Consider the following 18334-nt stretch of genomic DNA (forward strand, 5'->3'; position numbering starts at 1 on the left):
ATGGGTTTAATTCTGTAGTCCCGCAGGAAAGTCTGCTGTCTTATCGGAATTGGCCTTGCGCGCCATGCGAGCCAGCAACCGCGCCGCCGCAAAGAAACCAAAGCTGGCTGTGACAGGGCTGGCAGCACCAAACCCGGAGGCACAATCCAAACGGACCGGGCCCTCGGTGGCAGGCTTTTGGAGGCAAACCTCACCGTCCCCTGCAGGATACGTGAGCTGTTCCAGTGAGTACACGGCTTCAATCCCGAAACGCCGCTTGGGATTGCGAGAGAAACCGTACTCCCGACGGAGTGTATTACGAACCTTGGCCAACAATGGATCCTGTGTGGTTTTGCTCAGGTCACTGACGCGGATCTGGGTCGGGTCCATCTGACCGCCGGCGCCGCCAGCACACACCAATGGAATCTTGCGCCGCTGGCAGTGTGCAATCAGCCCAGCCTTGGCTTTGACGCTGTCGATGGCATCGACCACCCCTGACATCTCCGGGGTAATCAGTTCATCGACGTTTTTCGTGTTCAGGAATCCGAAATGGACCCGAATGTCACCCTCCGGGTTGATCGACCGCAAACGGTCTGCCATGGCGTCCGTCTTGGTGCGCCCGTACTGCCCGGTCAGAGCGTGGAGCTGGCGATTGGTATTGGACACGCAGATATCGTCCATGTCGATCAGCGTCAAGGTGCCGACTCCGGAGCGGGCAAGGGCTTCTGCCGCCCAGGAGCCCACGCCACCCAATCCGACGATGGCAATGTGAGCGTGACGGAAGTGCTCCAGGGCCCGGCGGCCATAGAGTCGTTCGATACCGCCGAAGCGGAAATGGAAGTCGTCACCCGTCATGCTGCATCTCCGGAGAAAAGTCACGATTGTAACCCAGCCCTGGCGACTGTCTCTAATCAGTCGTCGGATATCGTATTGATGGAGAGAAATGAACAGGCATAAAAAAGGGTTCTTCGCAGATAAGCGTGAAAAAGTAGGAGACGGCGGTAAAACCGGTTAGTTTTGAGTTCGCCAAAACAACAAAGCCAACCGGTCCACCGCCGTCACTATGCATGCTAATCCTCTTGCCCTTTTCTGGGAAGGATTCACGATTGAGTCCTGCACCCAGATTGCTCCCGAGTCCTTGCTGATACGACTGCATTCTGCGGATGATTACCATCCATGTTGTAGTGGTTGCCATCAGCACTGCCTTGCGATCCACGACACGACTATTCGCCGCGTGAGAGAGCGTGACTTGTTCCAGTACCGCGTCTGGCTGGAGGTTCCTGTACGGCGTGTTCGCTGTACGACCTGCGGGCCCAAGTTGGAACAGATTCGATGGCTGTCGGGGCGACAGCGCCTGACAGCGGGCATGGTCAGTTGGGTCGAATCTCTGGTTCGGCTGATGCCGGTTCAGCATGTGGCTCGCCTGTTAGGGCTGCACTGGCATACGGTCAAAGCTATTGATCACCATCGGCTTGCCCGTGAGGTTGTCGAGCCAGACCGCAGCCAGATACGGCGCCTGATCATGGACGAGTTTGCCCTGTTCAAGGGCCACCGTTATGCCACCGTTGTGATCAACGCCGACACTCAGCAGGTTCTCTGGGTTGGAGAGGGTAATAGCCGACAGGCCATACGGCCCTTCTTTGAATGGCTGGGGCCAGAGGCTTGCGCTCAGATCGAAGCGGTCGCGATGGACATGAACACGGCCATGGACCTGGAGGTCCAGCACCACTGTACCCAGGCTCGGGTTGTTTACGATCTGTTCCATGTCGTGGCCAAGTTCGGCCGCGAAGTGATCGACCGCGTCAGGGTTGATCAGTCGAACCAGCTGCGTCATGACAAGCCAGCGCGCAAAGTGGTTAAACGCAGTCGCTGGTTACTGTTGAGGAACCGAGACAACCTCAAGGCCGAACAGGCCGTGAAGCTGGAAGAGTTGCTGCAAGCCAACCAGCCCTTGATGACCGTTTACCTGCTGAAAGACCAACTCAAAGAACTCTGGTATGCCCCGTCTGAAGCCGAGGCCAGACGGCGCTGGGAGGAATGGCTGGAACTCGCCATGAGCAGCGGATTGGCGCCGGTCCAGCAATTTGCTCGACGCCTCAAAGGCTATATAGAAGGGATCATTGCCAGTGCGATCTACCGCATGAACACCAGCGTCTTGGAAGGCATGAACAACAAGATCAAGGTGATCAAGAGGATGGCGTATGGCTACCGGGATAACGGCTACTTCTTCTTGAAGATAAAAGCAGCGTTTCCCGGTAAAGCGCGATGAACCAAAAAAAAGGCACCACAGCAACACTGCAGCACCCGTCAATCGCGCGATCATCGGTTCTTTTCCGGGGGCAGGATATGAGCATATCTACCCATAACCGACACCGGGTACATCCGCCTTTACCTCACACCGCAACCGGCCACAAAGGCGCCGGCCCAGTGGGGCCGTTGGGATCTTCGGGCTCAGCCTGGCGCTGCAGATAATCCAGAATTGCGGTTTTCAGATCACTGCCCTGACCCAGCCCCTGATTGCCAAATAGCCGATTGAACTCGAGCACGTAGGGGTAACCCTCTACCAGAGCAATATCAAACCCCGCGTGATCCACTTCCAGCTCCCGCGCAAGGCGCAGTGCCAGGTCGGTTACCACGGTGGGTACCGGCCCCCGGTCAATGCGCCCACCCTGCGACACGTTGTTGTAAAACCCCTGGTCTGCCTGGGTTCGCCAGTAGGCAGACACCACCCGATCCCCGACAATCACCACCCGCACGTCCCGATCTATCGGCAGGTATTCCTGAGCGTAGAGAACGTTGGTCCGCTCACAATATCGCTGCCAGTCGGCTTTGCTCTCGATCAGCCACACCCCCTCACCCATGCTGGCCTTGGGCAGCTTGGCCACGAAGGGCACGACCATGGCATCCCACACCGCCTGCTGTTCCTCCGGGCCATTGGCTTCAATCAGCGTCCACGGGGTGTGCTCAGGTGCGACCGCCTGGAAAGCCCGAGTCATTTCCACCTTGTCGTGACCGATGCGATAGCTGGCGACACTGGGGAAAACGCGGCATTTCAGGCCGTGTACGAGGGCATTCAGCTGCCAGTATTCCGGGAACAGCACCCAGTCTGCGTCTTTAAGCAGTTCTTTGTGAGCCAGGATTTGTTCGGGCTTGAGGGTTTTGGTATCCGGGAAGCCGAGGGTGCGGAATATGTCGAAGGAGACCAGTTTCATTTGGGTTGGGTGCGTGGTTGGGTTGGTCGCATTTTATACAGGTTTGGGTTGGGTGCAATGTTTATTGTTTGCTTTGGCTTTGAGTTGGACTGGGGGTTTAGGGGAGGGGCATGGGGGTGTTTTATTTTTCAAATGAAAATGAACTCGCTTCGCTCAGACACCATTTTCTTTATTGAAAAATAAAACACCCCCATACCTTTAGTTAACGCCAGTTGTCGCGACGATTTACTGTGGTTTTGACTGGGTTTACCTGAGAGCTTTTTACCGCTGGTACGGTGTCCGCACGCATACATTCGAAATCAAAGCGCAGTTGAATTCCAGCTTTCCGTAACGACATCACCATTTGTCAATAGAGCGGGGAGGTGGGGGTATTTTTCCGCCAGGAATGGGTGTCTGAGCGCAGCGAGTTCCATTCCCAAGGAAAAATACCCCCACCTCCCCGATCCCCACAAAGGCCTCAGTCCTACCCAAAGCCAAAGGTAAAGAATCAACGAACAGGACGCTTCTTAGTCCCCTGACTCGCATCCGCCGTCAGGGGATCTTCCGGCCAGGGATGCTTGGGATAACGACCGCGCATATCCTTGCGGACCTCCGGATAGGCGTTCTGCCAGAAGCTTGCCAGATCGGCCGTAACGGCCAACGGGCGCTGGGCCGGGGACAACAGATGGATGACCACCGGCACCTGACCTCCGGCAACCGTCGGGGTTTTGGTCCAGCCGAACAGGGCCTGGAGCTTGGCCGCCAGTACAGGGCCGTTTTCTGCGCTGTAATCCAACGCCACGGACTGGCCGGTTGGGATCGTCAGGCGGGAGGGTGCCAGCTCTTCAAGAGCCTGTTGTTGTGGATACTCCAGCAGGCTGGAAAGAGCGTGATTCAGACTGAGTTTGTCCAGGTCACGCCAGCGGGTCATCCCTGCCAGGAACGGGCCTAGCCAGGTTTCCAGGTTGTCGGTCAGCCAGCGCTCGCCGACCTTTGGCCATTCTCCGGGAAAGCGCTCTGCCAGCAGGGAGACCCGGGCAAGCCACTGCTCCGCCGCCAGCGTCCACGGCAGGCTCCCAAGGCCCTTTTTGCGCACGGCGGCCAGCAACCCCTGCTGCACCAGTTCCGGCGACGGGGCCGGCAAGGCCATTTCTTCCAGCTCCAACTGCCCCAGTTTTCGGACGCGACGGGCCACCACGGTTCCGCGTCGCTCATCCCAGACCGCCTCCTCGTATTCTTCAATGTGACCGGACAGGTCCTGTTCCAGCACCGCTGGGGTAACCGGTGCAGCAAGATAGATCGTGGCCTCCCTGGCCCTACCGTCCAGTTCAGCGGCAACCAGCCACTCATAGCGGGCCAGCCGGTCGTCGCTGCGAAGGGCCGCGCCACGACCGTTGCTGAGCTGATATCGCGGTTCCTCGCCCCGCCGCTTACGGGCAATCCGGTCCGGGTAAGCCTGTGCGAGTACGCGTCCTACCTCATCCTCGGAGGGCATTGCCTGTGGTCGTTCAAGCCCGGCCGCCAGGCGGGACACCGACTTGATGATCGATGCCACCCTGGCGGTATCCACACTTTGTCGGGGGCCGGAGCCCCGCAGCATTCTGACACGCTCCTGCATATCCGCCCCGACTGATCGGCCCGCCAGATCACGCTCTTCCAGCAGCGCCGCCAACTCGGCCGCGAGATAGCCATGGCCGATATTCCGCCCGTGAAGAATCATGTGCGCCAGCCGCGGATGAACGCCCATGTCCCGGGCCGCCTTGCCATGTTCCGTAATGGCACTGTCGGCATCCAGCATATCCAGCCACTGCAACAACGCCACGGCCTGCTGCCAGTGCGCGGCAGGGGGCGGGTCAATCCAGTCCAGCTGAGCCGACGACCGCGCGCCCCATTGCGCCAGTTCCAGCACCAGGGGGGTGAGATCCGCTTCCTGTATTTCCGGCGGGGTGAACTCGGCCAGGCCGAACTGGGAGGACTCACTCCAAAGCCGGTAACAGGCGCCAGGCTCAATCCGACCGGCCCGGCCCTTGCGCTGCTCCGCAGACGCTTTCGACACCCAGCCGGTCACCAGCCGTGTCATGCCGCTGTTGGCATCAAACACCGCCCGGCGTTGCTGACCGCTGTCGATGACGACGCGCACGCCTTCAATGGTGAGACTCGATTCAGCGATAGCGGTGGCCAGAACCACCTTGCGATAACCGTCGGGCGCCGGCGTGATGGCCCGGTCCTGCTCCTCGCTTTTCAGGTTGCCGTACAACGGCGCCACGATCACCTCATTGCCTGTCTGACTCTGAAGCTGGCGCTCAACCCGACGAATCTCGCCCGCACCGGGCAGAAAAACCAGCAACGACCCACTCTGATCCGCCAGGGCCTCATGAATAACGGACACCACCTGTTCTTCTACCCGGCCATTGCGCGGAATCGGACGATACGCCACCTCCACAGGGAACGCCCGGCCTTCACTACTCAACACCGGCACATTGCCCAGCAACCGGGCAATGGGTGCGGTATCCAGCGTGGCGGACATCACGATGACCCGCAGGTCCTCCCGCAAAGCCTGGCGGGACTCCCGAACCAGCGCCAGCCCAAGATCGGCCTGCAGTGACCGTTCGTGAAACTCGTCGAAAATCACAACGGCGTAGTCTTCCAGCGCAGGGTCGTTCTGAATCAACCGAGTAAGAATGCCTTCGGTGACCACCTCGATCACCGTGGCAGGCGTCACCCGGGTATCCAGCCTGGTTCGATAACCCACCGTCTGACCCGGCTTCTCTCCCACCTGCCCGGCCATGTACCTTGCCGCCGACCTGGCTGCCAGCCGTCTCGGCTCCAACATCAGGATCTTGCGATCCTCACGCCAGGGAGCATCCATCAGAGCAAGTGGCACCCTGGTGGTTTTACCGGCGCCCGGTGGTGCCTGTAGCAGAATGGTTGTTTGGGACGCCAGGGTGTTTAACAGGTCCGGGATGATGTTGTTGATTGGGAGCATTTGTTTCTGGCTATGTTTAGGACTGGTCGGGTTGGGGGAGGGGCGTGGGGGTGTTTTATTTTTCAAGTTGAAAATGAACTCGCTTCGCTCAGGCACCATTTTCTTTTATTGAAAAATAAAACACCCCCACACCTTTAGGTAACTCGTCGGTTTTTCAAAAGCGTACTATGAGCCTACTCTGTTTTGCATGAAACAGTGATGATCCTATCTCATAAGAAACGAGAACTCCGGGTTACCTGAGAGTGGGGTGGTGGAACTATTTTCTGCCAGGAATGGGTGTCTGAGCGCAGCGAGTTCCATTCCCAAAGAAAATAATTCCACCACCCCGCTCCTGCCACCAAACAGTCAGTCCTGAACAGAACCAGGCCGAGGGACAAAAAACGCAAACACCGCTCCAAGAGCCAGCGCCGCCACCCCAATGCCAAAGGCCGTGGTCAGGGTGCCACCGGCTTCCAGCCATTGCTTGGTGAGCCAGGGGCCGGCCATCTGGGTGAAGCCGTAGACCGACACCATTGCCGCTGACAGTCGCGGCCCCTGGTGCGGATGCAGGGCCCGGCCGATGCGTTGGGTGAGCATCACCGTACCCACGAACGTGCTGCCCACCAGAGCGGCACAAACAGCCAGGCCAAAGGCACCGGGCAAGATCACTGCTGCCAGGACGCCGGCAAGCTGCACCACGAAGTTCATCCGCAATGCAGGAAGATCGCCGATTTTAGAGCCCAGATAGTTCCAGATCGAGGGCGACAGGATCGTCGCCAGAGCTGCCAGGAACCAGGCACCATCCAGCAGCCAGTGGTCAGCCGGTAACTGATCCTTGGCCAGCAATGGCAGGAACGTCATCGGCAGTATGTAGCCGAGACCGGCGCCGGCGTAGGAGAGAAACAGGGGCACGCTTGCCCGGTCGAACAGGGGTGATTTTCCCGCCGGCGTTTCGCCATCGCTTTGCGCCCTCACCGGTACGTCCAGTCGGAGCAACCGCGCGGTGGCCCACCAGGCCAGAGGGATGGAAAGCACGACAGCGGGCCACCAGCGTTCAGTCCCTTCAAGCCAGTGGGCGCTGGAGCTGACCAGGCCACTTGATACCAGGAGCCCCAGCCCTACACCGATGTAAAGATGCCCGCTCAGGGTGGCGCGGTTGCGAAGCACCAGCCATTCCAGGATCAATGCCGGAGCCTGGACAAAGACAACACCGTTGGCGATGCCGTTGAACAGGCGGGCGGCGGACATGGCGACAAGGTGGTCAGTCTGCGTCATGGCGAGGGTGGTCAACAGGTGAACCGCGAGGGAAGCCGGCAGCAGCATGCGAATGTGGCTGATGGTGTGCCAGCGGATGGCCAGCAAGGCGCCCAGTAGGTAGCCAAGGTAGTTCCAGGTGGCCACCGCAGCACCCTGCCCGGCGGTGATCTGACCATCGTCCACCAGATATGGCAGTAGCGGCGTGTAGATGAAACGGCCGAGGCCGTGGGTGACCAGCAACAGGATGGCACCCGCTACCACGACCAGATAGAGATCCCGCGGCGGTGTGCAGGAAGGATGGGAATTTGGCATCACAGAACCCCAGGGGAAAGCCGGTAGGCAGTCTAAGTCAGTGCGAGCAGGGAGTCAGCCGACTCAGGGCGCAGGAGCGCGAGGTCATGACTGGGACGCCCGCGGATGATTTTCCCGGGCCCACTCGTAGATCTCACGATAGGCCTCAACGAGATCTTCAGGCTTGTGGGGCGGCTGAAGCACGGCAGTCATTTCGCCGTCCGGGTTGATCAGTGTGAAATGCCCGCTGTGTTCCACCAGTCGTTCACCATCCACCTGACGATGGGAGAAAACCGCGTTCATGCTTCTGGCAAGCTCTCTCAGCGTCTCAATGTCGCCGGTCAGGCCGTGAAAGTCGTCGCCGAAAAAGCCGACATAGTCTTTCAGTCTCTGGGGCGTATCGTGTTCCGGGTCAGCAGAAATCAGCAGGAACTCTGGCTGCGGCAGCTCCTCTGACAGCATCTTGTCGGTTTTGCGCAGGGTCGCCATAGCCGCCGGGCAGATGTCCGGACAATTGGTGTAGCCTACAAAGGCGAACGTCCATTTACCCTTTAGACTATCCTGGGTGACTGTTTCGCCCTGTTCGTTAAGCAGTTCGAAATCAGCAAGTGTACGACTCTTTTCGTACACGTAGGCATTGATGTCGCGGAGCTCCGGCGGGGGAGAGGGCTCGTCATTTCCGACCAGCAACACCTGCCGTCCAACCACCAGCCCGAAGATCAGCACGACAACCAATAGCAGCAGGATCAGCGTCAGGCGAATCGAACGGTCCATGGAATCTCCGGTAAATCAGTCTTCAGAAAAACACAAAGTGGTCGACCAGCAGCACCACAAACAGGGCCATCAGATAGGTGATGGAATATTTGAAGGTATTGAGCGCCACACGGCGGTCATCCCCCCTGAGCAAACGTACGGCATATTGCAGGAAACGCAGGCCAAGGGCCAGTGCCCCTGCCAGATAGATAATGCCGGACATACCGGTGACGAACGGCAGCAAACTGACGGCGAGCAGCATTAAGGTGTAAAGCAGTATGTGCAGCTCGGTGTACTTGTTGCCATGGGTGACTGGCAGCATGGGAATACCGGCCTTGGCGTATTCTTCCTTGCGATGGATGGCCAGCGCCCAGAAGTGTGGCGGTGTCCACGCGAAGATGATCAGTACCAGCAGCAGGGCGTGGCCTTCCACCTGCCCGGTCACTGCGGCCCAGCCCAGCAGCGGCGGCATGGCACCGGCCAGGCCACCGATCACGATGTTTTGCGGGGTCATACGCTTGAGAAACAGGGTGTAGACGCCCGCGTACCCCACCAGCGACGCCAGGGTCAGCCAGGCTGTCAGCGCATTCACCTGCCACACCAGGATGACCATGCCGGCAACCGCCAGCACCGTCGCAAACAGCAGCGCGTCCAGCGGCGAGATTTTCCCGGTGGCGACGGGCCGCTTGCGGGTACGGGCCATGACTGTGTCGATTTTCTGATCCACCACGTGATTGACCACGGCTGCCGCGCCCGCCAGCAGGGCGATGCCAAGGTTACCGTAGATCATAACCTCCCAACCCGGCACACCGGGCGTGGCCAGCAGCATGCCTATGACTGAGGTGAGGATCATCATCGCCACCACAGTGGGCTTGGTCAGCTCCAGAAAATCCCGCCAGGAAATGCCCGCAGCAGCGGACTCATTGGTCGTTCCCTGCGCCGGCAGTGCCTTTACGTGCTCGCTCATGCCGTCACCTCTCGCTCGATTGTTGTTGTAGGTTTTGTTTTCGCTGCCTCTGGCAGGGCCTGTTGGTGAAATCGCCAGAGCAGGTTAATCACTGCCAGTAGAAGCCCTGCGCCCATCGCGTTGTGCGCCACCGCCACTGACAGGGGTATGTGAAACACGATGTTGGCCAGGCCCAGCGCAATCTGCGTAATCAGGGTCACGGCCACCAGCTGCACATGCCACGCCAGGGGTGTTTGCTTTGTCCTGCGCCACAGTAATGCCAGAAAAACCGTGAAGTACGCAAGCACTATCATCGCTCCCAGCCGGTGACTGACATGGATGGCGACACGACCATCAGCCGTTAGCTGCCCGCCCAGGTAATTCGGCCCCACATGCTGGGCAACGTCGAATCCATGCTGAAAGTCCATATCAGCCGGCCACCATTCACCCTGGCAGGTGGGTAGGTCGGTGCAGGCCACGGCCGCGTAGTTGGCCGCTGTCCAGGCTCCCAAGGCGATCTGCATAACAACCAGCACCAGGCCGCCGTACAGCCACGGCCGGAAACGGCGCACCCCGGGGAGCCGGTCTGCGCCGGACTCTCCGCCTCCAGATTGTCGTTTACCGCGTAGGCGAAGCGTGAGCAGCGTCAGCAGGCTCAGGGTGGTAAACCCTCCTAGCAGGTGCAGGGCAACCACCTGCGGCCAGAGCTTCAGGGTCACAGTCCACATGCCAAAAGCGCCCTGCAGCAGAATGAAGGCAGCAATAAACAGTGGCAGTCGAAGTGGTACTCCGTCACGACGATGACGGAACGCGTAGGCCGCCAGACCAAACACCACCAGCCCCAGCGTGCCGGCGGCGTATCGGTGAATCATCTCAGGCCAGCCTTTCTCCACGTCGACCGGCGTGTCGGGGAAACGCGCGTTGGCGATGGCCATCCGCGGCTCATCATGGGGCACCGTCAGAAACCCGTAACAGCCGGGCCAGTCCGGACAGCCAAGGCCCGCATCCACCAATCGGGTCCAGGCCCCGAGCATGATGACGACCACCGCCAGCAGGGTGGCCAGCAGCGACCAGCGCGCCATGAGGTGGGCCGGGCGGGAAAGACGGGGTTGAGTGGTGTTCAACGGGGCATCTCCGGTTACTGATGGTCAGCCGATCTGTGACAGCTTTAACAGGTGTTTCAAATCTTTCAGCATATCCTTTCCCGTGTGTTCGGTGCCGTAGTGCATGATTACGTTACCAAAAGGATCCACCAGCAAAATCCGTGGCTGGTGCTCCGGGTTGATGCCGGGTGGCCATTTCGGAGCGCGGCCCTCCAGGATACTCAGTCGTTCCATGGAGCTGTATTCGTTGCTCCAGCGGGCCGATAGATCGTCAGGGACACTACCGAGCCAGGCCGAACGATTTACCCGGTTAGCGTTCTTGCCCAGGGCAATATTGACCTGGCGCGCCAGATACAGAAGCTCTTCACACTCCGAGGCACATTGCTCGGAAACCACCACCATCATCCATTCGGCGTCGGGTTTGTCGGGGCCAAAGCGGTCGACAAGCGGGTTGCCGCTGGCTCCCTGAAGCTGTATTTCGGCCAGAGGCGCTGGCGGTTGGATCAGCTCGCCATGATTGCTATTGCCGGCAGGATTCAGCCAACCAGTGTAGTACATGATGGTGGCGAAAATCATCGGGCCGAAACCGATGGCAAACAGCAAAAGGGCGGTTCGCCTGCCGCGACGTACCTGCTCGGGGGAAACGGTGTCGTCCTGATTTTTCTGGTCCATACGCTCAGCCGTTGTCATTGTGGTTACGGACTCCTGTTTTGCGATAGCTCGCTACGACCGTCAATATAACCAGCGCGATGGCCAGTGAAAACCATTGCACCGCATATCCATAATGAGTTTGTGGCCCCATCCGGTCCGGAGCCCAGTCGGCGCGGTAGGCGCCTGGTTGTTCCGGCCCGGACAGCCTGAGCACCAGGCTGGCAACATCACCCTCAATTTCCTGAGCCTGCCCGTGGGACAGGGACTGTGTTCGCTTCGGCCAGCCGGCTTTATCGGATGGCACGGACTTGAGCACCGGGGGTTCCGGAAACTCACTCAACCGCCCCTTAACACTAAGCTCCCCGGACGGTTGGCGGACATAGGGCAGTTGATCACGTCGCCGGGGCGCTTGCACCCAACCGCGATTCACAACCACGGGGCGACCCTGAACCGGGAGAAAAAGGGTCAGTACCTCATAGCCCGGCGCGCCATCGCGTGTGCGGTTATCGAGAAGCCAGGATACCTCGCTGTAACGGCCGGACAGCGTCACCGGTTGCCCAGCTTCGAGGCCTGCCGTCAGATGTTGCGACCAATTCAGGTTTTCGGCCTGTTGCTGCCACTGTTCAAGCTGGGCCTGTTTCTCTCCAGCTCGCTCCAGCTGCCAGACACCCAGGCCCACCAGTATCGGCAGAAAGAAGCCGGAGAACACCAAAAGGCGCCAATCAAAGTGCCATTGGCGACGAGAACGAGCGGTTGGATCAGACATGCTCTGCTATAGTGGGCCTTGGATATATACATTCCCGTCTACAGGATTTCCCATGCTGAAGATTCTCATTGTCATACTCATGCTGGCCGTTCTGGTGAGCCTGTTCAGCGGTCTGTTCTTCCTGATCCGGGATGGAGGGAAAACGAACCGTGTCCTGAATTCCCTGGCGTTGCGGGTCGCCCTCAGCGTACTGCTGCTGGCAGTCATTCTGATCTCGGTATGGCAAGGGGGCCTGACCCTGAATCCGACCCCCTGACGCGCGCCGTCAGAGCACGTAAACGAAGACGAACAGCCCGAGCCAGACCACATCCACGAAGTGCCAATACCACGCCGACGCTTCGAAGCCGAAGTGATAATCACCCGTGAAATGGCCTTTGTGTATGCGGATTAACATGATCGTGAGCATCAGGGTACCCAGTATCACGTGGGCGCCGTGGAAACCGGTCAACATGAAGAAGGTGCTGCCATAAATGCCGGACTGCAGGGTCAGGTTCAGATCCTGATAGGCATGAGCGTATTCATAACCCTGGACGCACACAAAGATCAGGGCCAGTGCAATAGTGGCACCCAGCCAGAGCTTGACCTTTTTGCGATTGTCTTCCTTGAGGGCATGGTGGGCAACCGTGACCGTGAAGGACGACGTCACCAGCAGGATGGTGTTAATCAGCGGCAACCCCCAGGGGCCGATAATGCCTTCCGGTGCCGGGTAGGCGTCGGGGTCGGGGTTGTTGATCAACGGCCATGTCGCCTGGAAACCTTCCCAGAGGATGTTGGAACTGCCGCGATCGCCTTCACCGCCAAGCCAGGGCACCGCAAATACCCGGGTGTAGAACAGGGCACCGAAAAAAGCCGCGAAGAACATGACCTCGGAAAAAATGAACCAGCTCATACCCCAACGGAAAGAACGATCCATTTGCGGGCTGTACAGGCCTGACCGGCTTTCCTTGATGACCGTGCCGAACCACCCGAATAGCATATAGGCCATGATCAGGGAGCCTATCAAGAACATCACCCAGGGGCCGGTGGTGCTCTCACCCTGCTGGCCGTTCACCATGATGGCCGCAGCGCCGTAGAGGGTAACCCCCAGCCCGACGGTGGCGACAATCGGCCACTTGCTCTGTTCCGGAACGTAGTACGTCTGGTTTTCCGCCATGACAATCTCCGATGGCTTATCCGTTATCGTTTGTTGTTGTGGGCGCCAGTCAGCCTCTGTTTCACTTTACTTCCGGCGGCGTGGCAAAGGTGTGGTAGGGCGCCGGAGAAGGCACCGTCCACTCAAGGCCTTCAGCACCATCCCACGGCTGGGCAGACGCCTTTTCACCGCCCTTGACGCACTTGACCACAATCACCAGGAACAGGATCTGACTGGCACCAAACAGGAATGCGCCGATGCTGGACACCATGTTGAAATCGGCAAACTGCAGCGCGTAATCCGGAATACGCCGCGGCATACCCGCCAGCCCGAGGAAGTGCATCGGGAAGAACGCCAGGTTCATGCCGATGAACGACAACCAGAAATGCGTCTTCCCCAGTGTTTCGTCGTACATATGGCCGGTCCACTTGGGCAGCCAGAAATACGCCGAGGCAAAAATGCCGAAGATGGCGCCCGGTACCAGTACGTAGTGGAAGTGTGCTACCACGAAGTAGGTGTCGTGATACTGGAAGTCAGCCGGCGCAATGGCCAGCATCAGGCCGGAGAAACCGCCGATGGTGAACAGGATGACGAAGGCGACCGCAAACAGCATCGGCGCCTCGAACGTCAGTGAACCCCGGAACATGGTCGCCACCCAGTTAAATACCTTCACGCCAGTGGGCACGGCAATCAGCATGGTGGCGTACATGAAGAACAGTTGCCCGGCGATGGGAATACCGACGGTGAACATGTGGTGAGCCCAAACCACAAACGACAGCAGGGCAATAGCACCCACCGCATACACCATGGAGGCGTAACCGAACAGGGGCTTGCGGGAAAACGCCGGGATGATGTGCGACACCGCACCGAAGGCCGGCAGGATCATGATATAGACCTCCGGGTGCCCGAAGAACCAGAACACATGCTGGAACAGCACCGGGTCGCCACCACCAGAAGCGTCAAAGAAGCTGGTGCCAAAGTTGATGTCCATCAGCATCATGGTGACCACGCCCGCCAGAACTGGCATGACAGCAATCAGCAGGAACGCCGTTATCAGCCAGGTCCAGACGAACAGGGGCATCTTCATCAGTGTCATGCCCGGCGCCCGCATGTTCAGGATGGTAGCGATCACGTTGATAGCACCCATGATCGACGACACGCCCATGATGTGAATGGCGAAGATGAAGAACGTGGTACTGGGCGGGCCGTAGGTCGTCGAAAGCGGCGCGTAAAAGGTCCAGCCGAAGTTGGGCGCACCACCCTGCATGAACAGTGTGGATATCAGAATCAGGAAGGCGCACGGCAGGAGCCAGAAGCTCCAGTTGTTCATTCGTGGCAGCGCCATGTCAGGCGCGCCCACCATCAGCGGAATCATCCAGTTGGCAAGACCAACAAAGGCCGGCATAACCGCGCCGAACACCATGATCAGACCATGCATAGTGGTCATCTGGTTGAAAAATTCCGGCTCAACAATCTGCAGGCCCGGCTGGAACAGTTCAGCCCGGATCACCATGGCCATGGTTCCGCCGAGCAGGAACATCGTGAAACTGAATATCAGGTACATGGTCCCGATATCTTTGTGGTTGGTCGTCAGCAGCCACCGAGAAAAGCCCTTTGCGGGGCCGTGGTGATGATCGTCCTGGGCGTGGGTATCTGCAACCGCACTCATGAAAAACCCCCGTTACCGCCGTATATTCAGGCTGGTGATGTCATTAATCTGGCGTCATTGGATAGGGTGGGCTGAAGCTTTCGCTGCAACCCACCCGGTTCATCATTCCTGATTCTTGTACTCAAAGACTTCTTTTGGCGTCACCATTTCACCGGTGTCATTACCCCAGGCATTCCGCTCATAGGTAATGACCGCCGCGAGGTCGACTTCGCTCAGCTGACCGCCAAACGCTTGCATGGCAGTGCCGGAAACGCCGTTTACAACAATGTCCAGATGCGCCTGCATGTCTTCAGTCGCGACTTTGCTACCCTTCAGGGCAGGGAATGCTGGCGGCGCACCGCTACCATCCGCCTGGTGGCAGGCAGCACACGCGCTGGCATAGGCTTTTTCGCCACGTGCCATCAACTCTTCCAGGGTCCAGTCCTTCTCGGTCAGCTCACGCTCACGCTGGGCCGCTTCCTTCTGCTCAGCCACCCAGGCATCGTATTCATCCTGAGGAACAGCCTTGACCACCACCGGCATGAAACCGTGTTTTACGCCACACAACTCGGTGCATTGACCACGATAGATGCCCGGCTCGTCGACCCTGGTCCAGGTTTCGTTCACAAAACCGGGAATGGCGTCCTTTTTTACGCCAAAGGCAGGCACCCACCAGGAGTGGATCACATCATTGGCGGTAACCAACAGGCGGATTTTCGCCCCAACGGGCACCACCATCGGGTTATCGACTTCCAGCAGATAGTTTTCGGTTTTCTCGGTGCGGTTGTAGATTTCGTCGTCGCTGGTGGTGATGTTCGAGAAGTACCCAAACTCCTCATCGACGTAATCATACTTCCAGCGCCACTGATAGCCGGTGACCTTAATATCGACGTCAGCCTCAGTGGTGTCGTACATGTCCACCAGAGTTGCTGTGGCAGGAATGGCCATCACAACGAGAATCACAAGGGGAATGATGGTCCAGAGAATCTCGACCAGGGTATTCTCGTGAAAATTTGCCGGCTTCCGGCCCGGGGACTTGCGATGAGCGAAGATGGACCAGAACATGACCCCGAACACCACGATGCCGATGACAACGCAGATCCAGAGGATCGTCATGTGAAGGCTGAAGATTTCATTGCTGGTACCGGTGACCCCGGGACTCATGTTCAGCGTCCAGTCCGCCATGGACAACGCTGGCGTCATAAGCCCGCCCAAGAGGACACCTGCCCGCTTAGCGTGCACGCGCATAATACTGTGTCTCCACAGAGTGTTATTCTTGTCGGATTTTGCGTCCAATCCGCCCTGCTCCGGCCAGTGCTCGCACACACTATTCAAGACAGGGTGGAAGTCTGCTATGGATAATACACAACCCAGTATAGACATAGATGAAAAAAATGCGAAAGTCCGTCCACCGATAAATGTACTAAAGAAGGAAGCTGGCTCATTCCCGTAGAATCGTCTCCGCGACTCGCCACCACCGATCGCAGGCTCTGGGCACTGGCCTGGCCACTGATGCTCACCAATCTCACGGTTCCATTGCTGGGACTTTTGGATACCGCCGTGCTGGGGCATCTCGACACGCCGGAATATCTGGGTGCTGTCGCGGTGGGCGCAAACCTGTTCAGCATCCTGTACTGGACCTTTGGTTTTATGCGCATGGGCACGACGGGGCTGGCTGCCCAGGCCTGGGGCAAACGCGATGAATTCGCGCAGATTGCCCTGCTGCTGCGCTCCGTGCTGTTGGCAATCGGTATCGGCCTGCTGCTGATTCTGTTCCATCAGCCACTGATCAAACTGGGCCTGACCCTGATGAACCCCAGTGAACGTGTTGCCGCACTGGCATCGGAGTACGCCAGCATCCGTATCTGGAGCGCTCCAGCCGTGCTCTGCCAATACACGTTGGTAGGCTGGCTGATTGGCACCCAGTATGCGCGGGGGCCCATGGTCATGCTGATTGTGGCTAACGGGCTCAACATTGTTCTTGATGTGCTCTTTGTGACCGGCTTTGGCTGGAACAGTCGTGGCGTTGCCATGGCCACCGTGATGGCGGAGTACTCGGCGGCCGCCATTGGATTTTACATGGTGCTGAAACGGATGCCGGACGGCCAGGGGATCGAACGGGCGTTGTTCGGGCAGTTGCGGGATTACCTAAGAATACTGCAGGTGAACCGGTACATTATGGTGCGCACCATTGCCCTGCTTCTGGTGTTGGCCTTCTTCACCGCACAGGGTGCGCGACAGGGCGACACCATACTGGCCGCCAACGCAGTGCTGATTACCTTTCTGCTGGTTATTTCCAACGGCCTTGACGGCTTTGCCAATGCCGCAGAAGCGTTGATTGGTGAAGCCGTGGGGAAAAACAGTCGGCGCCAGTTCAAAAACGTATTCCGGGTGGCGTTCCGGTGGTCGCTATGGGGCTCTGTGCTGTTTACCGTCGCCTTTGTTCTTGGCGGACGCTTTCTGATTGGTTTGCTAACAGGTATCGAGGAAGTGCGTGCAACCGCGTGGGATTATCTACCGTGGTTGTGGATGCTACCGCTGGCATCGGTGTGGGGCTTCCTTCTGGATGGCGTGTTTATCGGCGCAACCCGAACGCGAGACATGCAGAACACGATGCTGTTTTCAGCACTGGTGGTTTTCCTGCCGGTCTGGTGGCTGACGACCGGGTGGGGTAATCATGGACTGTGGTTCTCGCTGATCTGCCTGATGCTGGCACGGGCAATTTCCATGGGTTTGCTGTTTTTGAGCCATTCACGGCACGATCGCTGGTTTTCAGGGCAGTAAGTGGGCGTGCTGGCAAACCAGGTACAACCTGTTCAGGTTTAATGCTCACACCACAGCAGCCTGTCAAAACTCGTCTACACTTGTGAGAAAAGGCAGGCATGTTGCGGTAGCCAACCGCTTCCCATGCCCCTGACAATCCCAAGCGTATAACGGGAGGCGCCTTGCGACCCCATTCCGTTCAGAGACCGGCTTCTCCTGAAATGACACCAAAGGTAGTTCTCGACATCATTGATCAGGCCCGAAGGCAGGAAGCCCGCTCCGGCACCTTTCTAAAGCAGATGCGGGAGAGGGCGTCGTCGCTGCCTGCCACCATCACCATTGACGGTTACCAGCCAGCGACCTGCCTATTCCAGTTTGCCATTGAGTACATCGAAATGGCGCCCCGACTGATTGAATGCGTGGAAGCCTGTGCAAGAGAAGCTCGCAAGGCCGAGCTGTTTGCGCCTTTTGTCGAGGCAGCGATCGGCTATTTTACCCAACCATCAGTTCTTCTGGTACGTTATGATGGGCTTGACGGACTTCTTATCAGGGCCTATCTCTGTCACCGGCTGATGGAGGAAATGTACGAGAACAATCGTTCCACCCGCGCCAGCGAACTGGTCGATGTGGAGGCAACACGGGCCAATTTGCTGGCACATCAGTTGATCGGCGAACCATTCGCCAACGAACTGGACCAATCTATCACCGTGACGGTGTTGCAAATTGCCGGCTCGCCAGACTATTACGAACTGAATCTGGACCCGTTCGTAGAACAGACAAGGAACGCCGCATGGGACTGGATGAGACACTATTGGGAAAACCTGCTGGTCCGCAACCACATACGTTTGTCGTTGGGTGCGGGCCTCTAAAACAATACGGATGACTCACA

Annotated in this window: 17 protein-coding genes; 4 read left to right on the top strand and 13 right to left on the bottom strand. The window is 58.4% G+C overall.

Annotation, left to right across the window (positions count from 1 at the left end; genetic code table 11):
* Nucleotides 1-6 precede the first annotated feature (6 nt).
* Both tcdA and AC13D2_RS19210 read right to left on the bottom strand, forming a co-directional pair.
* The gene (gene tcdA, locus AC13D2_RS19205; protein ID WP_300498233.1) at nucleotides 7-834 is read right to left on the bottom strand and encodes a tRNA cyclic N6-threonylcarbamoyladenosine(37) synthase TcdA; all 828 of its coding nucleotides are present in this window, start codon (nucleotides 832-834) and stop codon (nucleotides 7-9) included.
* Between the two features lie 52 nt (nucleotides 835-886).
* A complete protein-coding gene (locus AC13D2_RS19210; protein WP_482939102.1) occupies nucleotides 887-1174 on the bottom strand; it encodes a hypothetical protein in 288 nt (95 codons plus the stop codon).
* On the opposite strand from AC13D2_RS19210, the gene AC13D2_RS19215 reads away from it, so the two are divergent.
* Nucleotides 1103-2248: an ISL3 family transposase gene (locus tag AC13D2_RS19215; RefSeq protein WP_300500962.1), complete on the top strand. Its 1146-nt coding sequence runs from the start codon at nucleotides 1103-1105 to the stop codon at nucleotides 2246-2248. The genes AC13D2_RS19210 and AC13D2_RS19215 overlap by 72 nt on opposite strands.
* 124 nt (nucleotides 2249-2372) lie before the next feature.
* Here AC13D2_RS19215 and AC13D2_RS19220 read toward each other — a convergent pair whose 3' ends face one another.
* From AC13D2_RS19220 to AC13D2_RS19255, 8 genes are all read right to left on the bottom strand, one after another.
* Nucleotides 2373-3191: an ATP-grasp domain-containing protein gene (locus AC13D2_RS19220; RefSeq protein WP_300497273.1), complete on the bottom strand. Its 819-nt coding sequence runs from the start codon at nucleotides 3189-3191 to the stop codon at nucleotides 2373-2375.
* A 487-nt stretch (nucleotides 3192-3678) separates the two neighbouring features.
* Complete coding sequence (gene hrpB, locus AC13D2_RS19225) at nucleotides 3679-6156, bottom strand: ATP-dependent helicase HrpB (protein WP_482939042.1); 2478 nt, start codon at nucleotides 6154-6156, stop codon at nucleotides 3679-3681.
* Between the two features lie 345 nt (nucleotides 6157-6501).
* Nucleotides 6502-7704 (bottom strand): YbfB/YjiJ family MFS transporter, encoded by a 1203-nt coding sequence (locus AC13D2_RS19230; protein ID WP_482939043.1) that lies wholly within the window; start codon nucleotides 7702-7704, stop codon nucleotides 6502-6504.
* An 84-nt stretch (nucleotides 7705-7788) separates the two neighbouring features.
* The gene (locus AC13D2_RS19235; RefSeq protein ID WP_292049051.1) at nucleotides 7789-8457 is read right to left on the bottom strand and encodes an SCO family protein; all 669 of its coding nucleotides are present in this window, start codon (nucleotides 8455-8457) and stop codon (nucleotides 7789-7791) included.
* Nucleotides 8458-8479: 22 nt separating this feature from the next.
* Entirely contained in the window at nucleotides 8480-9403 is a 924-nt protein-coding gene (gene cyoE / locus AC13D2_RS19240; protein ID WP_300497262.1) for a heme o synthase, read from the bottom strand.
* Entirely contained in the window at nucleotides 9400-10506 is a 1107-nt protein-coding gene (locus AC13D2_RS19245; RefSeq protein WP_482939044.1) for a COX15/CtaA family protein, read from the bottom strand. The genes cyoE and AC13D2_RS19245 overlap by 4 nt, the downstream gene beginning before the upstream one ends.
* A gap of 24 nt (nucleotides 10507-10530) precedes the next feature.
* Complete coding sequence (locus AC13D2_RS19250) at nucleotides 10531-11175, bottom strand: hypothetical protein (protein ID WP_300497259.1); 645 nt, start codon at nucleotides 11173-11175, stop codon at nucleotides 10531-10533.
* On the bottom strand, nucleotides 11162-11902 hold the full coding sequence (locus AC13D2_RS19255) for an SURF1 family protein (RefSeq protein ID WP_421911728.1): 741 nt from the start codon (nucleotides 11900-11902) through the stop codon (nucleotides 11162-11164). The genes AC13D2_RS19250 and AC13D2_RS19255 overlap by 14 nt, the downstream gene beginning before the upstream one ends.
* Before the next feature lie 52 nt (nucleotides 11903-11954).
* Here AC13D2_RS19255 and AC13D2_RS19260 point away from each other — a divergent pair, with 52 nt between their 5' ends.
* A complete protein-coding gene (locus AC13D2_RS19260) occupies nucleotides 11955-12158 on the top strand; it encodes a twin transmembrane helix small protein (RefSeq protein WP_300497254.1) in 204 nt (67 codons plus the stop codon).
* 9 nt (nucleotides 12159-12167) lie between these two features.
* On the opposite strand, the gene AC13D2_RS19265 is transcribed toward AC13D2_RS19260, so the two are convergent.
* The 3 genes from AC13D2_RS19265 to coxB all read right to left on the bottom strand — a co-directional run bounded on the left by AC13D2_RS19265 (nucleotide 12168) and on the right by coxB (nucleotide 15930).
* Nucleotides 12168-13055, bottom strand: a complete 888-nt coding sequence (locus tag AC13D2_RS19265; protein ID WP_300497251.1) for a cytochrome c oxidase subunit 3 — start codon at nucleotides 13053-13055, stop codon at nucleotides 12168-12170.
* A gap of 61 nt (nucleotides 13056-13116) precedes the next feature.
* The gene (gene ctaD, locus AC13D2_RS19270) at nucleotides 13117-14703 is read right to left on the bottom strand and encodes a cytochrome c oxidase subunit I (RefSeq protein WP_300497248.1); all 1587 of its coding nucleotides are present in this window, start codon (nucleotides 14701-14703) and stop codon (nucleotides 13117-13119) included.
* A 102-nt stretch (nucleotides 14704-14805) separates the two neighbouring features.
* The gene (gene coxB, locus AC13D2_RS19275; protein ID WP_300497245.1) at nucleotides 14806-15930 is read right to left on the bottom strand and encodes a cytochrome c oxidase subunit II; all 1125 of its coding nucleotides are present in this window, start codon (nucleotides 15928-15930) and stop codon (nucleotides 14806-14808) included.
* 264 nt (nucleotides 15931-16194) lie between these two features.
* Here coxB and AC13D2_RS19280 point away from each other — a divergent pair, with 264 nt between their 5' ends.
* Both AC13D2_RS19280 and AC13D2_RS19285 read left to right on the top strand, forming a co-directional pair.
* Entirely contained in the window at nucleotides 16195-17466 is a 1272-nt protein-coding gene (locus tag AC13D2_RS19280; protein ID WP_482939045.1) for an MATE family efflux transporter, read from the top strand.
* Nucleotides 17467-17666: 200 nt separating this feature from the next.
* Nucleotides 17667-18314, top strand: a complete 648-nt coding sequence (locus tag AC13D2_RS19285; RefSeq protein WP_420390014.1) for a hypothetical protein — start codon at nucleotides 17667-17669, stop codon at nucleotides 18312-18314.
* Nucleotides 18315-18334: the final 20 nt, after the last annotated feature.

This window comes from Marinobacter sp. B-12, from assembly GCF_056857915.1.

Coding starts and splice junctions, on each gene's coding strand:
- coxB (WP_300497245.1), bottom strand. CDS start 15,930: ATGCGCGTGCACGCTAAGCGGGCAGGTGTCCTCTTGGGCGGGCTTATG.
- AC13D2_RS19230 (WP_482939043.1), bottom strand. CDS start 7,704: ATGCCAAATTCCCATCCTTCCTGCACACCGCCGCGGGATCTCTATCTG.
- AC13D2_RS19265 (WP_300497251.1), bottom strand. CDS start 13,055: ATGGCGGAAAACCAGACGTACTACGTTCCGGAACAGAGCAAGTGGCCG.
- AC13D2_RS19280 (WP_482939045.1), top strand. CDS start 16,195: ATGCTCACCAATCTCACGGTTCCATTGCTGGGACTTTTGGATACCGCC.
- AC13D2_RS19235 (WP_292049051.1), bottom strand. CDS start 8,457: ATGGACCGTTCGATTCGCCTGACGCTGATCCTGCTGCTATTGGTTGTC.
- AC13D2_RS19260 (WP_300497254.1), top strand. CDS start 11,955: ATGCTGAAGATTCTCATTGTCATACTCATGCTGGCCGTTCTGGTGAGC.
- ctaD (WP_300497248.1), bottom strand. CDS start 14,703: ATGAGTGCGGTTGCAGATACCCACGCCCAGGACGATCATCACCACGGC.
- AC13D2_RS19220 (WP_300497273.1), bottom strand. CDS start 3,191: ATGAAACTGGTCTCCTTCGACATATTCCGCACCCTCGGCTTCCCGGAT.
- cyoE (WP_300497262.1), bottom strand. CDS start 9,403: ATGAGCGAGCACGTAAAGGCACTGCCGGCGCAGGGAACGACCAATGAG.
- tcdA (WP_300498233.1), bottom strand. CDS start 834: ATGACGGGTGACGACTTCCATTTCCGCTTCGGCGGTATCGAACGACTC.
- AC13D2_RS19250 (WP_300497259.1), bottom strand. CDS start 11,175: ATGACAACGGCTGAGCGTATGGACCAGAAAAATCAGGACGACACCGTT.
- AC13D2_RS19210 (WP_482939102.1), bottom strand. CDS start 1,174: ATGGCAACCACTACAACATGGATGGTAATCATCCGCAGAATGCAGTCG.
- hrpB (WP_482939042.1), bottom strand. CDS start 6,156: ATGCTCCCAATCAACAACATCATCCCGGACCTGTTAAACACCCTGGCG.
- AC13D2_RS19285 (WP_420390014.1), top strand. CDS start 17,667: ATGACACCAAAGGTAGTTCTCGACATCATTGATCAGGCCCGAAGGCAG.
- AC13D2_RS19255 (WP_421911728.1), bottom strand. CDS start 11,902: ATGTCTGATCCAACCGCTCGTTCTCGTCGCCAATGGCACTTTGATTGG.